Below are 17,861 nucleotides of genomic sequence, written 5' to 3' on the forward strand. Positions count from 1 at the left end.
GCGGGCGAACAGCCCATATTGTTTCTTTGCCCATGCCTTGTCAAAAACATCCGCTCAACCGGGATCGATTGTCGCATTCGCACGGCGCGTCCTTCGTGTTATGGAGCAGTCCGGATTTGGAAGGACATTCTCTCATGCAGAACAAAACCCATCTGGTCGACGAGATTACCGGCCACCGCCGCATGCGGCGCAATCGCAAGGCCGACTGGACGCGCCGTATGGTTCAGGAAAACCGCCTGACGGTCGACGATCTGATCTGGCCGGTGTTTATCGTTCCGGGTACGGGCATCGTGGACCCCATCCCTGCCATGCCTGGCGTCAACCGCATGAGCGTCGACAAGCTTGTCGAGGCCGCCAAGGAAGCCGCCGATCTCGGCATCCCCGCTATCGCGACATTCCCCAACATTGAAATGGAACTGCGCGACGAGACCGGTTCCAACGCCCTTCTCGCCAACAACCTGATCAATCAGGCCACGGCTGCCGTCAAGAAAGCCGTGCCGAACATCGGCATGATTACCGATGTGGCGCTCGACCCCTTCACCAGCCACGGCCACGACGGCATTCTTCGCGGCGACGAGATCGTCAATGACGAAACCGTCGAACAGGTCGTCAAGGCTGCCATTCTTCAGGCCGATGCCGGATCGGACATTATCTCTCCATCCGAAATGATGGACGGCCGTGTCGGTGCGATCCGTCGCGGACTGGATGCGGCCGGCCACCAGGGCGTTGGCATCATGTCCTACGCGACCAAGTTCTCGTCGGGTTATTATGGTCCCTATCGCGAGGCGATTTCGACCGCCGGCCTGCTGAAGGGCGACAAGAACAGCTATTACATCAACCCGGCCAACGGCACGGAAGCGATGCGCGACGCGGCCCTCGACGTCGAGGAAGGCGCCGATATGCTGATGGTCAAACCCGGCCTGCCCTATCTCGATATCTGTTGGCGGCTGAAAGAGGCGTTCGGTCTTCCGACCTTCGCCTATCAGGTCTCCGGCGAATATTCGCAGATCAAAGCCGCAGCAATGAACGGCTGGATCGACGGCGACCGCGTCATGATGGAAACGCTGCTCTGTTTCAAGCGCGCCGGATGCGACGGCATTTTGACCTACTTCGCCGTTGAGGCGGCACGCAAACTGGCCAAGAGCTGACGGCACGGCGGGCTTATTGTATTCGGCGGTTTCGTCCCCATATTGTTTGCTGACATTATCAGGAGACAACCGCCGATGAGCCTTGAACAGAATCCCACCTATATCGCACCGGACGACTGGCGCGCATATAGCGGCGTGCTGAGCAGGCGTGTGTTTGCGTTTCTGATCGATTACGCCATCGTGCTGCTTCTTTGCATTCCCGCGGCGGTGATCGTGTTCTTTCTTGGCGTCATCACACTCGGCCTCGGATGGTTCCTCTATCCGGCGCTGTTCGTGATCGTTGCCGTGCTCTATTTCGGCATCTCGCTTGGTGGCCTGTCGCAGGCGACGCCCGGCATGCGCGCTATGGGCATTGCCATGGCGCGGCTGGACGGTCGGCGAATCGACTTCCTGCTTGCCACGGTTCACATCGTGCTTTTCTGGGTCATCAACTCGGTTCTGACGCCGCTGATCCTGCTTGCGGGCCTGTTTACCGAGCGCTCCAGACTGGTTCACGACTTCCTTTTGGGCACCGTTGTCGTCAGAACCCGTTAAAACCCGTAAAATCACGGCGTTCAAATAGGCTTGATGCCGCATCTCGTGGTTGACGTTTTGCGGCATTTTGCCATTCTGTGACACTATGTGACAGGCGAAGGAGGCGATCACGGTTCGATGAACACGCAGACGACGCCCTCTCCTCAATTTTATCTGACGGCACCGGCCACCTGCCCATATCTGCCAAATCAGATGGAGCGAAAGGTCTTCACCCATCTGGTGGGACCGCGCGCCTCGGAAATGAACGACCTGTTGACCCAAGGCGGCTTCAGACGTTCCCAGAACATCGCCTATCGCCCGGCCTGCGAAAACTGCCGGGCATGCGTCTCGGTCCGCATTCTGACGGCAGAGTTTCAGCCGACGAAATCGATGCGGCGTGTCCTGTCCGCCAACAGCGATATCGTTGCCACGGTCCATCCCGCAGAACCGTCCACCGAACAGTTTGCCCTGTTCCGCCGTTATCTCGACAGCCGCCACCAGTCGGGTGGCATGTCCGATATGTCGGCGCTCGATTATGCAATCATGGTCGAGGATACCCACGTCAACACCCGCATCATCGAATATCGTCTGCGCGAACCGGGGTCTGGCATCGATTCCAGCAAGCGCGGAGAACTGCTGGCTGTCGCCCTGAGCGACGTGATGAGCGACGGACTGTCGATGGTCTATTCGTTCTTCAATCCCGCTCTGGAGAAGCGCTCGCTCGGCACGTTCATGATCCTCGATCACGTCGAGCGCACCCGTACACTTGGCCTGCCGCATGTCTATCTCGGCTACTGGGTCGATGGTTCGGAGAAGATGGGCTACAAAACCCGCTATCATCCGCAGGAACACCTGACCCCACGCGGTTGGGAGCGCTACACGCCGCCGAGTGAGCAGGCGGAATAGAGTTCATCGAGCTTGAACGGGGCTGATTGAGCCTCCCTGTCGGTCGTGTTATAACGGCGTTATAACCGGAGCTTTCGTCATGAACGTCACAATCCGCAAGATCGGCAATTCGGAGGGTATCATTATCCCGAAAGAGGTTCTTGAACGCATGGGTCTTAAGGCTGGCGATACTTTCGAACTGAAAGAATCTTCTGGCAGTATTGAACTCGTGCCGGAGCAAGAGGATTTTGGCGAACAACTTGAGGCAGCGCGACGTGGTATGAAGAAATACCATGTCGCCTTGAAAGAACTGGCCAAGTGACCAAGGTGAAATGGCTGTCGCGTGCCGCCATTGAAATCATGCATAGGGAACAGATCTCCGAACATGGCGGCCTGCCGGGATTAAAGGATGCGAATGCCCTGGAAGCGGCTCTGGCTCGTCCGCTGCATAAGGCAGCCTATGGTGAGAGCGATATTGTCAAGCTGGGCGCAGGCTATCTCTACGGCCTAGCGCGCAATCATCCATTTTCTGATGGCAACAAGCGTATCGCGTTCCTGGCCGCCTACACTTTCCTTTTTATCAACGGCTACGAGATCGTGGCCGAGCAAGCAGATATCGTGGCTTTTGTCCTGGATATCGCTGCTGGAAAGATTGATGAAGAAGGTGCGACGCGGTTTCTTAGGGATCATACCTTGCCGGTGAAATGAAAAACGCCGCATATCCTGGATATGCGGCGCCATTAAACGATATGATGAGGCGTGGCCCTTACCCGCCGAACTTGCCGCTGCGCGGGAAGCCCTTTGGTACGGTGCGTCCGGCGGTGGCGCGATCTGCCAGCCATTCGCGCAATTCTTCGCCGACCTTGGTGAAGACGCGGCCGGCACTGTCCGACCAGCTCAGGCCGTCGGCCAGCGCAAAGCACTTCACATCGACCACGCCGCCGTCCTTGTAACGCTGCAGGCGAACGCCCTTGCCGCGCGACATTTCCGGAACCTGCGAAAGCGGGAACGCCAGGAGCTTGCGGTTTTCACCGACAACAGCAACATGGTCACCCGTCACAGGCACAATCAGATTCGCCTCATCCGGCATGGAGACATTCATGATCTGCTTGCCCTTGCGGGTATTGGCGATCATTTCCGTCTCCGGCACGATGAAGCCGTTACCCGCCGTCGAGACGAGCAGCAGCTTGCGCGATGGATCGTGCACGAAGGCGGTCAGGATATCCTGATCGTTCTCCATATCGACCATGATGCGGATCGGTTCGCCGTGGCCGCGACCGCCAGGCAGCTTGTCCGCACCGAGCGTATAGGCCTTACCACCCGTCGTCAGCAGCAGAAGCTTGTCGGTGGTCTGGGCCGGGAATGCCACCTTCAGTGCGTCGCCTTCCTTGAAGGTCAACGAAGACGTGTCGGCGATGTGACCCTTAAGCGCCCTGATCCAGCCCTTTTCCGAAATGACGATGGTTACAGGCTCTTTTTCGATCATAGCCTGCTGGATGGCTTCGATGTCGGCATCCGGCGCATCGGCAAACTGCGTGCGGCGACGGCCGATTTCGGTTGCCTTGGCGTATTTCTTTTTAACTTCGCCGATTTCCCAGGCGATCGTCTGCCACTGCTTTTCATCCGAACCGAGCAAAGCTTCGATTTCCGCCTTCTCATTGCTGAGTTCGTCGAACTCCTTGCGGATTTCGAACTCCTCGAGCTTGCGCAGATTGCGCAGGCGCATGTTGAGGATGGCTTCGGCCTGAAGGTCGGTGAGCGACCACTTGGCCATCATCACCTGCTTCGGCTCGTCTTCCTCGCGGATGATGCGGATCACCTCATCAAGATTGAGGTAGGCGACCAGCAGACCGCCAAGAATTTCAAGGCGGCGATCAATCGCGGCAAGCCGGTGGCGGGAACGGCGGATCAGCACGTCCTTGCGGTGTGCCAGCCATTCCGTCAGCACCTCGTTTAGCGCCATGACCTTCGGCACCTTGCCGAGCGACAGGACGTTCATGTTGAGCGGCAGGCGGCTTTCGAGATCCGAAAGACGGAACAGCGATTCCATCAGCAGCGTGGCATCGACTGTGCGGTTCTTCGGAACCAGCACGATACGCACATCTTCGGCAGATTCGTCGCGGATATCTTCAAGGAGCGGCAGCTTGCGGGCAATCAGCAGCTCGGCGATCTTTTCGATGAGGCGCGACTTCTGGACCTGGAATGGAATTTCGGTGATGACGATCTGATAACCGCCACGACCGAGATCTTCCGTTTCCCACTTGGCGCGCACGCGAAAACCGCCACGGCCGGTCTTGTAGGCATCGAGAATGCTCTCGCGGCTTTCGACAATGACGCCGCCTGTCGGCAGGTCAGGACCGGGAACGAACTCGACCAGCTTTTCCACCGTCGCATCGGGATGCTTGATGAGATAAAGCGCCGCATCGCACAGTTCATGGGCGTTGTGCGGCGGGATCGACGTTGCCATGCCAACCGCAATGCCCGAAGCGCCGTTTGCCAGCAGGTTCGGGAATGCGCCCGGCAGCACGACCGGTTCCGAATTGGATTCGTCATAGGTGTCGCGGAAATCGACGGCATCCTGATCGATACCCTCAAGCAGGAGTTCGGCGACTGCCGTCATCTTACTTTCGGTGTAACGCATCGCGGCAGGGCTATCGCCGTCGATGTTGCCGAAGTTACCCTGACCGTCCACCAGCGGGTAGCGCAGAGAGAAGTCCTGTGCCAGACGCGCCAGCGCATCGTAAATCGCCTGGTCGCCATGCGGGTGATAGTTACCCATCACTTCACCAACGATCTTGGCGCATTTGCGGAATGCGGACTGGGGTCTCAGACCCATTTCACTCATGGCGTAGACGATGCGGCGATGCACCGGCTTCAGGCCGTCGCGAACGTCCGGCAGCGCGCGATGCATGATCGTCGACAGCGCGTAGGCAAGGTAACGCTCTTCAAGCGCAGCCTTGAGATCAACCGGATGAATGTTATCGTCTCCGCCGGACGGAGGCACAAGATTTTTTCCCATGACGCTTGACTAGCGGAAATGGCGATTCCCGGCAAGAATTGCCGGGGTTTCCACTGTGGATGAAAGTACCGTCATTCGTCAGTTTTTTGTTAACTGCGTTCCAATCGCCGCAGTGGGCATCCCCTGTGGGAGAGATGAAATCCGGTAGACCTTTGATTAATCGCGAATATAAATGCCACTATCGATGTCGATAATACCGCGCGAGTCTGCGGTTCAAGGGAAGAAACATCATGAAACTGAAATTCACCCGGCAAGTTCTTTTCACGAGCGCGGCCGTTCTCGCGCTCTCCGCGCCAGCTTTTGCGCTTGATGGCGCCGATGTTCTGAAGAAGATCAATGCCGCCTACAGCGCACAGGGCGGCGAAATCAGCGCACAGTCCACCGTCGTCAACGGTTCTACCGTGACGCTGGGTGACGTGACCTTTGCGGCAGCCAGCGATCCTTCGCGCAAGATCCCGGTTGGCACGATCACCCTGGAAGGCGTGGAAGAAAACAACGGCGGCTACAAGATCGAAACCGCACGCTTCGGCAATGTCGACTACAATCAGGACAACGTGTCGATCAAGGCAAGTGACATCTACATGTCGGGCCTGACCATTCCGGCCGATGCGACGACCGGCACGATCGAGGCACTGATGTTCTACGACGAGGCCCACAGCGGCCCGGTTTCGGTGACCCTTGGCGGCAAGGAAGCTTTCGCGCTGAAGGAAAGCACCGCCACCATGTCTCTGAGTGATGACAAGAACACGATGAGCTTCGATTTCGACGCCACTGGCTTCAAGGCCGACCTCAGCGGCATCGAAGATCCCAGCACCAAGGATGCTGTCGAGAAGCTCAATCTCCAGTCCATCTCCGGTGCGATGACCATGAGCGGAAGCTGGGAAGTTTCTTCCGGCACGATCGATGTTGAGGAATATGCACTCGACCTCGACAACGTTGGACGCCTGAACATATCGTTCGGTTTCTCGGGCTATACGCTCCCCTTCATCAAGTCGATGCAGGAAGCGGTGAAGGCACAGACCGAGAACCCGAACAAGGAACAGGCCCAGCAGGCCGCCAGCCTTGCCATGCTCGGCCTGATGCAGCAGCTTTCCTTTATCAATGCGGAAGTCAGCTTCGAGGACGCCAGCATCACCAAGCGCGCCATCGATTATGCGGCAACCCAGCAGGGGATGACGGGCGACCAGCTTGCCCAGACGATCAAGGGCATGGCACCGCTGATGCTGGCTTCGCTCAATGTGCCGGAACTGCAGAACATGGTCTCGACGGCAATCAACACCTATGTCGACGACCCGAAGAACCTGACCATCACGGCAGAGCCGGAAAGCCCGGTTCCGTTCCCGATGCTCATGGGTGCGGCGATGGGCGCACCGAACACGCTCCCGAAGATGCTGGGTGTAACGGTCACGGCAAACGAATAAGACAGACAGAAAAGCCCCGGTTTCCCGGGGCTTTTTTATTGCGTTGTTCAATGTGGCGAAAGTGCCGCGCCGTCCGCCTTGTCGTGCACCGCGAACCGGTCGATCATGTGCGCGCTTGCCGCATTGAGCCCGACAACCTCCACCGTCTTGCCGTTCTTGCGGAACTTCAACACGACCTTGTCGAGCGCACCTACCGCCGATATGTCCCAGAGGTGCGCCTCTGAGACATCGATCGTCACCGTCTTGACCTCCTCGCCAAAATCGAAGGCGGCGATGAAGCTTTCCGTCGACGCAAAGAAGATCTGGCCATCGACGCGGTAAACGCGTCCCTGCCCGTCATCGACAAGCTCGGAGCGGACATGGAACAGCTTGGCGACCTTGCCGGCGAAGAACACGCCCGAGAGCAGCACACCCGCAAGCACGCCCTTGGCCAGATCGTGGGTGGCCAGCACCGTGCCAACCGTCACCAGCATGACGATGCTGGAGGATGGCGGATTGCGGCGCAGATCAAGGATCGAACGCCAGGAGAAGGTGCCGATGGAGACCATGATCATGACCGCAACAAGCGCCGCCATCGGGATGATACGGACGAGATCGTCGAGCACGAGGATCAGGAAGAGAAGGAACGCGCCAGCCACGAAGGTGGAAAGGCGGCCACGGCCGCCGGAGCTGACATTGATGACCGACTGGCCGATCATGGCGCAGCCGCCCATGCCGCCGATCAGGGCAGAGGCGATATTGCCTGCCCCCTGCCCGATGCATTCCTGGCTCTTGTTGGAGCCGGTGTCGGTCATGTCGTCGACGATCTGTGCCGTCAGCAGGGATTCGAGAAGACCCACCGCAGCGAGAGCGAAGGAATAAGGGAAGATGATCTGCAGCGTTTCCCAGGTGAGTGGCACCTGTGGCAAGGCGAAGACCGGCAAGGCCGAAGGCAACTCTCCGAGATCGCCGACAGTGCGGATATCCATCCCGGAAAATACTGCAACGCATGTCAGAACGACGATGGCGACGAGCGGCGACGGAATGACCCTGGTGATCATCGGAAACAGATAGATGATCGCCAGACCGGCCGCGATCATCACATAGGTCTGGACTGTTACACCGATCAGTTCCGGCAATTGTGCCATGAAAATCAGGATCGCCAGTGCGTTGACGAAGCCGGTCATGACCGAACGGGATACGAACCGCATGACCCTGCCAAGCTTGGCAAAACCGGCGGCGATCTGCAGCACGCCCATCAGGATCGTTGCAGCAAAGAGATATTGCAGCCCGTGTTCCTTGACCAAAGTTACCATCAGCACGGCGGTGGCTGCAGTTGCCGCCGAAATCATGCCAGGGCGGCCGCCGGTGAAGGCGGACACGCAGGCAATGGCGAAGGAGGCGAAAAGACCGACCTTCGGATCGACGCCGGCAATGACGGAAAATCCGATTGCCTCGGGAATAAGGGCTAGCGCGACGACAATACCGGAAAGAATGTCGCCACGAATGTTGTGAAACCATTCGCGTTTGTAGGCTTGAAACGTGTTCATATGATTTTTCGCAAAGAAACATGCACCGGCCGGAGCCATGTCCGGTAGATCGAAAAATGTCGTCGGTGCTTTGCGTTGTCTGGCGGATCGGCGGCCAGAAGAGCCACCCGGAATTTCACCGGGTCCGTGGTGAGTAACCAAGCTATAAACGTCAAAAAAGCGGGCGACAAGTTTTGCGCCCGCTTTTTGTTTTCGATCCGGCTCAATCAGGCCGCGTGCCGCATCCTGTCGTCGGACGCCCGCACACCGCTGAGCTGGAACAGCGATACCAGCTCCTTGAGCCGCGCCGTCTCGTTTGCCAGAACGGCACTGGCGGCATTGTTCTCCTCAACCATGGCAGCGTTCTGCTGCGTGCCCTGATCAAGATGATTGACGGCGGTGTTGATCTCACCGAGCCCCAGCGACTGCTCTTTGGTTGCGGCGGCGATTGCCTCGATGTGGTCATTGATCGACTTCACCGAGCCGCCAATGCGCGACAGGGCCGCGCCGGTTTCACGCACGTAACGGGCGCCTTCCGCCACTTCGTCGGCGGAGGTCTGGATCAGCGCCTTGATTTCTCCGGCTGCGCGCGCCGAGCGCTGCGCAAGTTCGCGAACTTCCTGGGCGACGACGGCAAAGCCACGCCCGGCCTCACCGGCGCGGGCTGCCTCGACACCGGCATTCAGCGCCAGAAGATTGGTCTGGAAGGCGATTTCGTCGATCACGCCGATGATATTGCCGATCTTGCCGGAAGACTGCTCGATCTTCTCCATGGCGCCGATGGTGTCGTTGACAAGCGAGACGGTTCGGTTCGCATCCTGATCGGCCGATATCGCAATCGAACGCGCCTCCATCGCCCGGTCGGCGGAAATGCGGATGTTGGCGGTCAATTCATCCAGTGCTGCGGCGGTCTGCTCGAGTGATGCTGCCTGCTGCTCCGTACGACGTGCCAGGTCTTCCGCGCTGTGGCTGATTTCCTGGCTGCCGCCGTCAATCACCATGCTTGACTGCACGACGCCCGACATGACGGCATCAAGCTGCTGCAGGGTCTGGTTGAGATCGTGGCGAAGCGCTTCGAAATCCGGTGCGAAGGGTTCGTTCAGTTCGAAAGACAGGTCACCGGCGGCAAGGCGCTGCAACGCGGATGCGAGGCCTGTCGTTGCCTGCATCAATCGGGCCTGCGCCTCCGCTTCGGCGCTCCGTTGAATGTAAAGCCGCTCTTGCTCAGCCTGTTCGCGTGCGGCCAACGCCTCGGCCTCGAGTTCAGCCTTGGCGATGGCCGACTGGCGGAACACTTCCAACGCACCAGCCATGGCGCCGAACTCATCCCTGCGGCCAAGTCCGGGTACGGCAAAGCCGGTTTCGCCGCCAGCTAGGAGCCGCATGCCACCTGTGATCGCGTTAACCGGACGGGTGATCGACCGGCCGATGAAATAGACGCCGGCAAACAGGGTGACGACGGTAAGAGCAATAAAGCCGATCACGATCGAAACGGTCGTTTCCGCCGCGCGCCGGTTTTCGATGGCATTGGCTGTCCGCTCATCCTGATAGGCAGAGGCGATCGTCGCCACGACCGGCTGCAATGCATTATAGGCATTCGTCGCAGTCTCGCGCGCCTTCTGCTCATCGAGCGTGGCCTGAGCGTAAAAACGGAAGGATGCCGTGTAAATTTCCAGTGCGTCCATGATGCGCTGACGGTCGGCACCGGGACGATATTCCTGCTTGATCAGGCCCTTGAAGGTTTCCACCTCGGTGGCGTGTTTTTCGGTGTAGGAGGCATCCCGTCGCAGGATGAAATCCTTCTCGTGCCGGCGCATCATCAACATGCTGGCGCGGATTTCCGGATTGACGACACTGTCGACAAGTTTCTCGATCGTGTGCACGCTGTTGCGCATGGCACCTTCCAGCCCTTCGGAGGGCTTGAGCCCAAGCTCCTGATTCCTGGCGAACAGTGCCTTTACCAGTTCAACATAGGACGCCGTGCCCTGCCCGAGATTGGCAAGTTGATCCTGAAGCTGCTGCGCAGAGGTGCCTTGAAGGGTCTGCAGAGACTGCTGCACGCGGGTCATGGCGACATCGAATTCCGCTGCGGCATTCATATCCTTGGCGAGAAGAAAATTCTTCTGGTGCAGCAGGCTTTCACGCAGGTCTTCCGTCAGCGTAACCAATACGTCATCCTGCTTCGCCAGAACCTCTTGTGCAACGCGTTGATCGGCTTCTGCCTGACGCTGCCACAGCAAGGTACCCGCAATAACGGCAATGCCGCACAAAGCCACAAGCGCCAGCATCATCACGCGATGCGATATTCTGAACGCGGAAAACAGAGAAGACATTCGACCCCCGGATGAAACATTTCTCGCCGAGCGATGAAATGCCAGCCAAGGCTTAAGGAGTTCTCTACCGGAGCCGCCATCTGGATGAAGGTTTTATGACAAACCCCTGAATTTTAATGGGTATTACCCGCAGCGTCAGGATTTTTGTCTGAAGAACAGGATTGTGACGGCAACGCCGATAAATGCGCCGACGGAAACGTCAAGGAAGCGCACGAAACCAGCGCTCTGCGGACCGAGCAGCAAGACCAGCATCGCGGATGCGCCAGCCTGGATTGGCACCACTGCCGACAGGCCGAACAGGGATGCGAGCATCATCGACGCGAAGGTGGCAACCGCCATGCGGACTTCGCCATAGTCGTGCGGAACAAGGAGCGTCAGTTCGCCGATCAGAATTCCGAGGGTAACACCGATCATCAGGCCCATGGCCTGCTTCAAGTGATCGCTGATGCCGGGCGCAAGGCAAATGAGAGCGCTGACAGCGGCAAAGACAGGCTGCGGGTGCCCCAGAAATTTATGCGCGATCCAGAACGCAAAAGCGGCGGCAAGCGCCGCCGCCAAGGCACGGGTGAAAGCTGCACGAGCCCGTTCGAACAGCTTTTCCATCATGACATTCTCAACCCGTTCTCGACATCATCTCAAAGGTATAGGGCAGCCAACCGGTCACCACAACACTACCAATGCAGGCAGCACCCTATCCGCCCGGTCAGATGCCGGGCGGAGGCTGATGATGTTATGTCATCGGGTTGGACCGCGTATTGGACGCCGACCAATCCACACGCCGTGTCGCATACATGGTCGCGGCAATCGCCACGAAGGAGATCATCGCACCTGCCAGCAGGGCATATTCGTCTTCGTTGAGAACCAGATACATTACGCCATAGGCACCGGCGAGCGCTGCAAACAGCGAGATGCCGTTCTTCCTGCTTGCCGTCGCACTGCCGAGATAGGACGCGATCAGCACCGCTGTTGCGAATGACGAGGCGACATAGGCGATGGTGAAGCCTGTATGTTCGGCAAGCGCCAGCAACAGGACGTAGAACACCACCAGCGCAAGCCCCGTCAGCACATATTGTATCCAGTGCACCATTCGCCCACCCCTGAGTTCGATGATGAACACGGCGAGGAAAACCAGCGAAATGAAGCCAATCGAATATTTCAGCGTGCGCGACACGACCTGATAGAACTTGACCGGTTCGACGAGATTGATCGCCATCAGGCTGTTGGAAAGCGGCAATTGTCTGCCTTCGATAATCCTGTCTATGCCCCTGGCGAGATAGGGTACCGTCCAGTTTGCCTCAAAGCCGGAGGCGGTGACGGTCTTCTGTTCCGGCAGGAACAGTCCTTCGAAACCGGGATGCGGCCAGTCAGCGTTGGCCGAGAAACTGGTCGTCTGGCCTGCTGGTGCGACGGCAAAACTGCGCGATCCGTTCAGAGAAAATGCAATATCGAAGGCAAATCCCGTGCTGACGAGATCTTGGCCGATTGCCCGATGAACACCGGCTTCGGATTTCAGCAGAAACTGACCATAGTCGTCACGGGCAACCGGTGCGGTGATATCCCGCATTCCCGGGTCAAACGGGAGTACTGCGCCGTCGTTGATCTTGACGCCAGCGTCCGAGCGGATGCCGGTGATGTCGTTGATGTTCATGACCAGAATGGCCTGATCGAGCCTTGGCGTACCGGAAAAGCGAGCGAGATCCTGCAATATATCCGCGCCAAAGCGGCCTTTGAGCGTGAGGTTGCTGTTATAAACCGGCAGACTGTAGATGGAGAACTTTCGCTCCTCGACCCTGAAGCGGGCAGAGACGGCCAGCGTCTCGGGCATAACGAGGGCCCACTGCGTCTTGCGCTCGACAACCGTACGCCCATCCACCTCGCGGCGGCTTTCGACGTCAAATGGCACGGCAAGATAGGGGCCATTCACCACCTGCTCTCCGCCCCAACCGGCCGCGATGCGGGATGATACCTCTTCTGCCCGCTTGGCACGCTCCTCTGTCAATCCCCAGACCAGCAAAAGGGGAACGAGCAGGACGACCGAGATGAACCCGATCATCAGAAATTTCGCGCCCGGCGAGCGCAGGCCGGCGGCGATATTGCCGCGTAGCTGGCCGGAGGCAGGCTGTCCCGTCTGAGGCGACGGATCTTTTTCCGCTTCAGTCATGAGTAAAACGTCCCTTTTCAATATTTTTTCTAGCAATGCAGCGACACACGAATGAAGGCAGGCCAGCCCCTTGGGAGCCCTGATGTTCCCGCACCTGGATTCGGATGCACCTTTGAATTGTGAAAAGGGATTTCGACTGATTGCGTACCAAATCTGGTTCAACCAGCGGTCAATTTGCGGCTTTTCTGGCATGAGCCAAAAACAACAAGGGCCGGCGTTTCCGCCAGCCCTCATCAAGACCTTTTTTACGGCGCATCGCGCGCCGTAAATCTTAGTCCTTCTTGGACGGTACGACGCGCAGCGCCAGTTCGCGAAGCTGCGTCGGCGTTGCCGGCGACGGCGCGTTCATCAGCAGATCCTGTGCCTGCTGGTTCATCGGGAACAGCGTGATTTCACGCAGGTTCTTGGCGCCGACGAGCAGCATGACAACGCGGTCGATACCGAATGCGCAACCGCCGTGCGGAGGAGCACCGTACTGGAACGCGCGATAGAGACCGCCGAAACGCTCTTCAACGTCGTTCTGGCTGAGACCGACCTTCTCGAACGCCTTGACCATCAGTTCCGGCGACTGGTTACGGATCGAGCCCGAAGCGATTTCGAAGCCGTTGCAGACCGCGTCGTACTGGAAAGCCTTGATCGAAAGCGGGTCGTCACCTTCCAGCGCTTCCAGGCCGCCCTGCGGCATGGAGAACGGGTTGTGCGCAAAGTCGATCTTCTTTTCGTCTTCGTTGTATTCGAAGAACGGGAAGTCGACGATCCAGCACATTTCAAAACGGTCGCGGTCGATCAGGTTCAGTTCGTCGGCAGCGCGGGTACGCGCCTCGCCGGCAAACTTGTAGAACTTGGCCGGATCGCCAGCCACGAAGAAGCAGGCGTCACCGGCTTCGAGACCGAGCTGCGTGCGCAGCGCTTCGGTGCGTTCTTCGCCGATGTTCTTGGCGAGCGGGCCGGAGCCGCCGATCTTGCCGTCTTCTTCCTTCCAGAAGATGTAGCCAAGACCAGGCTGACCCTGCGACTGCGCCCAGGCGTTCATGCGGTCGCAGAATGCTCTGGAGCCGCCGGTCTTTGCCGGAATGGCCCAGACCTGAACCTTCGGGTTGGACGCGATCATGTTCGCGAAAACCTTGAAGCCAGAACCGTCGAAGTGTTCGGTCACAGCTTCCATGATGATCGGGTTACGCAGGTCCGGCTTGTCGGAACCGTATTTACGGATCGCTTCGTCGTAAGGAATGCGCGGCCACTGCTTCGTGACCGGCTTGCCTTCGGCAAACTTCTCGAACACGGCCGTCATCATCGGCTCCATGGTTTCCCAGACATCTTCCTGGGTCACGAAGCTCATTTCGACGTCGAGCTGATAGAACTCGCCCGGCAGACGGTCAGCACGCGGGTCTTCATCGCGGAAGCACGGTGCGATCTGGAAGTAACGGTCGAAACCGGCAACCATCAGAAGCTGCTTGTACTGCTGTGGTGCCTGCGGCAGCGCGAAAAACTTGCCTTCGTGGATACGGCTCGGCACGAGGAAGTCGCGCGCGCCTTCCGGCGAAGAGGCGGTCAGAATCGGCGTGGTGTATTCGGCAAAACCAGCGTCGCCCATGCCGGTGCGCATGGCGGAGATGATCTGCGTGCGCTTGACGATGTTCTTGTGCAGGGTTTCCCGGCGCAGGTCGAGGAAGCGGTACTTCAGGCGTACGTCTTCCGGATATTCCGGCTCACCGAAGACCGGCAGCGGCAGTTCCTTGGCAACGCCGAGAACTTCAATTTCCTGTGCGTAGAGTTCGATTTCGCCTGTCGCCATGCCCTTGTTGACGGTGTCTTCCGAACGCGCCTTGACCAAGCCGTCGATGCGGATGACCCATTCGCCACGTACGGTTTCGGCAACCTTGAAGGCAGGGCTGTCGGGATCGGCCACGACCTGCGTGATGCCATAGTGATCGCGAAGGTCGATGAAGAGAACGCCGCCATGATCTCGGACGCGATGAACCCAGCCGGAAAGACGAACAGTCTCGCCGACATGCGACTTGCGGAGAGCGGCACAGGTGTGGCTGCGGTAACGATGCATTTTGTTATCCTGAAACATAGCGGCGATCACACGGATGGATCGCGTATCTAAATCGGGCGGAAAAGCGCATGACGCGCCTGATTTGTCAAGGCAAAGCGGAATATTGTCGCGTATCGCGCTGTCTTTCAGCGTATTACACGGTTAAGTATGGTCTATCTGCAATCTCTGCCGATCTCAAATCATATCCGCCTGCCGGTGCCCCACGCATGAACCAGATCAGACCGCTTATTCCCCTGCTGATTACCGCCGGCATTCTGATCGGAGGCAACGGGCTTCAAGGAACCTACATTGCGCTGCGCGGCCTTTCGGAAGGTTTTTCCGCCAGCACCATCGGCCTTATCAGCGCCGCCTACAGCATGGGATTCGCCCTCGGCTGCATTTCCGTGACCCGGCTTCTGCGCAAGGTCGGCCACATCAGAACCTTCGCCACGATGGCGGCTGTGGCATCGGCCGCGTCCATCGCCATGCCGCTGATCATTCATCCGCTGTTCTGGATGTTGATGCGCTTCATCATCGGCATCGCGGTCGCCTGCCTTTTTGCGGCGATCGAAAGCTGGATCAATGCGCAGGTCACCAATTCGAACCGCGCGCGCACGCTTTCCATCTACCGTTTCGTTGACCTTGGCTCAGTGACGCTCGCCCAATACGTGATCCCTCTGGCCGGTATCGAAGGGCCGATCGTGTTTTCACTGATCGCCATGGCGCTGTCACTGTCACTGGTGCCGATCTCGCTTGCCGACAAATCCAATCCGGCACCGCCGAAGCAGATCCCCTTCAATCTCTTTGCGGTCTGGCGCATCTCGCCGCTTGCCGTGGTTGGCTGCGTTGCCGTCGGTCTCAGCATGGCGGCGTTCCGCAACATCGGCCCGATCTACGGTGAACAGATCGGACTCTCCGTCACCTCGATTGCAACCTTCATGAGCGCCGGGATCATCGGCGGCGTGGTGCTGCAATATCCCCTCGGCGTCTATTCCGACCGCTATGACCGGCGCATCATCATCCTTGCGACCACGGCCGGTTCGGTCGTCGTCGGCCTGTTCCTGGCGCTGTTTGCCGGCACGGACGAGTGGAGCAACATCATCGGCGTCTTCATCTTCGGCGCCTTTGCGCTGCCGCTTTATTCGCTGAGCTCCGCGCATGGCAACGACCATGCCAAGGAGGGAGAACATGCTATGGTGTCGGCCGGGCTATTGTTCTTCTGGTCGGTCGGCGCGACGATGGGGCCGTTGATCGCTTCGGTGCTGATCGACGCGTTCGGGCCAAAGGCGTTGTTCACTTATACGGCGGCGATACAGATCGTTTTCATTGCCTACACGATCCACCGGCTGCGGGTGCGCGAAGGCGTGCCGGTAGAAGAACGCAACTGGCGCTTCCGCTCGTTACTGCGCACCTCGGCCTATTTCCAGAAACTTGCAACCCCCGGACGCCCCAAAGACGACAGCGAGAAGCCACATTCGCCGGAGAAAAACGATCCTTGAGACCGGAAAAGCGGCCTTTGTATTGACATGCGTGCGGCAAAGGGAAAGTAAGACGAATACTTTTCCAAGATTGGCCAATAACAATGATTGAAACGACTGCCGCCCTCGCCGAAGCCTGCAAGGAACTGGCGAAATCGGAATTCATCACCATCGATACGGAATTTCTGCGCGAGACGACATTCTGGCCGGAACTGTGCCTCGTGCAGATGGCAAGCCCGACGCTGGAAGTGCTGGTCGATCCGCTCGCCAAGGGTATTGACCTTGCGCCGCTATTCGAACTGATGGCCAATCCCAACGTCGTCAAGGTCTTCCACGCCGCGCGGCAGGACATTGAAATCATCTATCATCTGGGTGGCCTCATACCTCACCCGATCTTCGATACGCAGGTCGCCGCCATGGTGTGCGGCTTCGGCGATTCGATCTCCTACGACCAGCTCGTGCAGAAGATCAAAAACGTCCAGATCGACAAATCCTCGCGCTTTACCGACTGGAGCCGCAGGCCACTGTCGGACAAGCAGCTCGATTATGCGCTGGCTGATGTGACCCATCTGCGCGACGTCTATCTGGCGCTGAAGGCCGAACTTGAACGCGAAGGCCGCTCGCTGTGGCTGACCGAGGAAATGAACATCCTCGAATCGCGCGACACCTACGACATGCATCCCGACGACGCCTGGCTGAGACTGAAATCGCGTCTGCGCAAGCCGACCGAACTTGCAACGCTGAAGTTCGTGGCCGCCTGGCGGGAGCGCGAAGCACGCTCGCGCAATGTGCCGCGTTCGCGGGTTCTGAAGGACGATGCCATTTTCGAAATCGCCCAGCAGCAGCCGAAGGACACCGAGGCGCTGTCGCGCCTGCGCACGATTCCCAAGGGCTGGGAGCGCTCGTCTTCCGGCACGGCCATCATCGAGACGGTCAATGCCGCCTTGGCCCTACCGCGTGAAGAAATGCCGAAAGCACCGCGTCACACGCACTCTCCGGAAGGATCGGGGGCGGCAGTCGAACTGTTGAAGGTTCTGCTGAAACTGACGGCGGACAAGCATGGTGTCGCCGCCAAGGTTCTCGCCAACAGCGATGACCTCGACAAGATCGCAGCAGAGGGTGAAAACGCCACGGTTGCGGCCCTTTCCGGCTGGCGGCGTGAACTGTTCGGCGACCTGGCGCTGAAACTCATCAATGGCGATGTGGCACTTCGCTTCGTCAACAAGAAGGTCGAAACCGTCGATATCGGCGGATAAAACACTGCCCTGCATACGCAACGGCCGGTCAGAACGGTTCGTTGCGAAACATTTCTGGCGTCTATCGGAAGCTCTGGAAGGGTCGTTGCGGCATCATGGCA

14 protein-coding genes and 1 other annotated feature are annotated in these 17,861 nt (G+C 58.5%); of the genes, 8 read left to right on the forward strand and 6 right to left on the reverse strand.

Translation table 11 applies throughout. The features are described from left to right. Nucleotides 1-134 precede the first annotated feature (134 nt). From hemB to ACIQT8_RS05655, 5 genes are all read left to right on the forward strand, one after another. A complete protein-coding gene (gene hemB / locus ACIQT8_RS05635; RefSeq protein ID WP_400964130.1) occupies nt 135-1,148 on the forward strand; it encodes a porphobilinogen synthase in 1,014 nt (337 codons plus the stop codon). A 75-nt stretch (nt 1,149-1,223) separates the two neighbouring features. Continuing rightward, the gene (locus ACIQT8_RS05640) at nt 1,224-1,682 is read left to right on the forward strand and encodes an RDD family protein (RefSeq protein ID WP_138795651.1); all 459 of its coding nucleotides are present in this window, start codon (nt 1,224-1,226) and stop codon (nt 1,680-1,682) included. A gap of 117 nt (nt 1,683-1,799) precedes the next feature. Further along, nucleotides 1,800-2,567 carry an arginyltransferase gene (locus ACIQT8_RS05645; RefSeq protein ID WP_400964133.1) on the forward strand — a complete coding sequence of 256 codons (768 nt, stop codon included), beginning with the start codon at nt 1,800-1,802 and terminating at the stop codon, nt 2,565-2,567. A 79-nt stretch (nt 2,568-2,646) separates the two neighbouring features. Then, the gene (locus tag ACIQT8_RS05650; RefSeq protein WP_400964135.1) at nt 2,647-2,868 is read left to right on the forward strand and encodes an AbrB/MazE/SpoVT family DNA-binding domain-containing protein; all 222 of its coding nucleotides are present in this window, start codon (nt 2,647-2,649) and stop codon (nt 2,866-2,868) included. After that, entirely contained in the window at nt 2,865-3,254 is a 390-nt protein-coding gene (locus ACIQT8_RS05655) for a type II toxin-antitoxin system death-on-curing family toxin (protein ID WP_400964137.1), read from the forward strand. Before ACIQT8_RS05650 ends, ACIQT8_RS05655 begins: the two co-directional genes overlap by 4 nt. Nucleotides 3,255-3,312: 58 nt before the next feature. On the opposite strand, the gene parC is transcribed toward ACIQT8_RS05655, so the two are convergent. Further along, complete coding sequence (parC, locus tag ACIQT8_RS05660; protein ID WP_400964139.1) at nt 3,313-5,565, reverse strand: DNA topoisomerase IV subunit A; 2,253 nt, start codon at nt 5,563-5,565, stop codon at nt 3,313-3,315. A 230-nt stretch (nt 5,566-5,795) separates the two neighbouring features. On the opposite strand from parC, the gene ACIQT8_RS05665 reads away from it, so the two are divergent. Next, the gene (locus tag ACIQT8_RS05665) at nt 5,796-6,986 is read left to right on the forward strand and encodes a hypothetical protein (protein WP_138795656.1); all 1,191 of its coding nucleotides are present in this window, start codon (nt 5,796-5,798) and stop codon (nt 6,984-6,986) included. A 47-nt stretch (nt 6,987-7,033) separates the two neighbouring features. On the opposite strand, the gene ACIQT8_RS05670 is transcribed toward ACIQT8_RS05665, so the two are convergent. The 5 genes from ACIQT8_RS05670 to aspS form a co-directional block, all read right to left on the reverse strand. Next, nucleotides 7,034-8,515 (reverse strand): SulP family inorganic anion transporter, encoded by a 1,482-nt coding sequence (locus ACIQT8_RS05670; RefSeq protein ID WP_400964141.1) that lies wholly within the window; start codon nt 8,513-8,515, stop codon nt 7,034-7,036. A gap of 73 nt (nt 8,516-8,588) precedes the next feature. After that, nucleotides 8,589-8,644: a sequence feature (sul1 is cis-regulatory element that is thought to sense ions involved in sulfur or methionine metabolism; They are found in Alphaproteobacteria), on the reverse strand. Nucleotides 8,645-8,721: 77 nt separating this feature from the next. Next, nucleotides 8,722-10,827, reverse strand: a complete 2,106-nt coding sequence (locus ACIQT8_RS05675) for a methyl-accepting chemotaxis protein (RefSeq protein WP_400964143.1) — start codon at nt 10,825-10,827, stop codon at nt 8,722-8,724. 135 nt (nt 10,828-10,962) lie between these two features. Then, nucleotides 10,963-11,433: an aromatic acid exporter family protein gene (locus tag ACIQT8_RS05680; protein ID WP_138795659.1), complete on the reverse strand. Its 471-nt coding sequence runs from the start codon at nt 11,431-11,433 to the stop codon at nt 10,963-10,965. Nucleotides 11,434-11,557: 124 nt separating this feature from the next. Then, on the reverse strand, nt 11,558-12,988 hold the full coding sequence (gene creD, locus ACIQT8_RS05685) for a cell envelope integrity protein CreD (RefSeq protein WP_400964145.1): 1,431 nt from the start codon (nt 12,986-12,988) through the stop codon (nt 11,558-11,560). A 271-nt stretch (nt 12,989-13,259) separates the two neighbouring features. After that, nucleotides 13,260-15,047, reverse strand: coding sequence for an aspartate--tRNA ligase (gene aspS / locus ACIQT8_RS05690; protein ID WP_138795661.1), 1,788 nt, complete (start codon nt 15,045-15,047; stop codon nt 13,260-13,262). A gap of 68 nt (nt 15,048-15,115) precedes the next feature. On the opposite strand from aspS, the gene ACIQT8_RS05695 reads away from it, so the two are divergent. Together ACIQT8_RS05695 and rnd are read left to right on the forward strand one after the other, a co-directional pair. Beyond that, entirely contained in the window at nt 15,116-16,525 is a 1,410-nt protein-coding gene (locus ACIQT8_RS05695) for an MFS transporter (RefSeq protein WP_400964147.1), read from the forward strand. 83 nt (nt 16,526-16,608) lie between these two features. Continuing rightward, on the forward strand, nt 16,609-17,760 hold the full coding sequence (gene rnd / locus ACIQT8_RS05700) for a ribonuclease D (RefSeq protein WP_138795662.1): 1,152 nt from the start codon (nt 16,609-16,611) through the stop codon (nt 17,758-17,760). Nucleotides 17,761-17,861: the final 101 nt, after the last annotated feature.

Source organism: Agrobacterium sp. NPDC090273 (genome assembly GCF_044772305.1).
Lineage (GTDB): Bacteria > Pseudomonadota > Alphaproteobacteria > Rhizobiales > Rhizobiaceae > Agrobacterium.

Coding starts and splice junctions, on each gene's coding strand:
- hemB (WP_400964130.1), top strand. CDS start 135: ATGCAGAACAAAACCCATCTGGTCGACGAGATTACCGGCCACCGCCGC.
- ACIQT8_RS05640 (WP_138795651.1), top strand. CDS start 1,224: ATGAGCCTTGAACAGAATCCCACCTATATCGCACCGGACGACTGGCGC.
- ACIQT8_RS05645 (WP_400964133.1), top strand. CDS start 1,800: ATGAACACGCAGACGACGCCCTCTCCTCAATTTTATCTGACGGCACCG.
- ACIQT8_RS05650 (WP_400964135.1), top strand. CDS start 2,647: ATGAACGTCACAATCCGCAAGATCGGCAATTCGGAGGGTATCATTATC.
- parC (WP_400964139.1), bottom strand. CDS start 5,565: ATGGGAAAAAATCTTGTGCCTCCGTCCGGCGGAGACGATAACATTCAT.
- ACIQT8_RS05665 (WP_138795656.1), top strand. CDS start 5,796: ATGAAACTGAAATTCACCCGGCAAGTTCTTTTCACGAGCGCGGCCGTT.
- ACIQT8_RS05670 (WP_400964141.1), bottom strand. CDS start 8,515: ATGAACACGTTTCAAGCCTACAAACGCGAATGGTTTCACAACATTCGT.
- ACIQT8_RS05675 (WP_400964143.1), bottom strand. CDS start 10,827: ATGTCTTCTCTGTTTTCCGCGTTCAGAATATCGCATCGCGTGATGATG.
- ACIQT8_RS05680 (WP_138795659.1), bottom strand. CDS start 11,433: ATGATGGAAAAGCTGTTCGAACGGGCTCGTGCAGCTTTCACCCGTGCC.
- creD (WP_400964145.1), bottom strand. CDS start 12,988: ATGACTGAAGCGGAAAAAGATCCGTCGCCTCAGACGGGACAGCCTGCC.
- aspS (WP_138795661.1), bottom strand. CDS start 15,047: ATGCATCGTTACCGCAGCCACACCTGTGCCGCTCTCCGCAAGTCGCAT.
- ACIQT8_RS05695 (WP_400964147.1), top strand. CDS start 15,116: ATGACGCGCCTGATTTGTCAAGGCAAAGCGGAATATTGTCGCGTATCG.
- rnd (WP_138795662.1), top strand. CDS start 16,609: ATGATTGAAACGACTGCCGCCCTCGCCGAAGCCTGCAAGGAACTGGCG.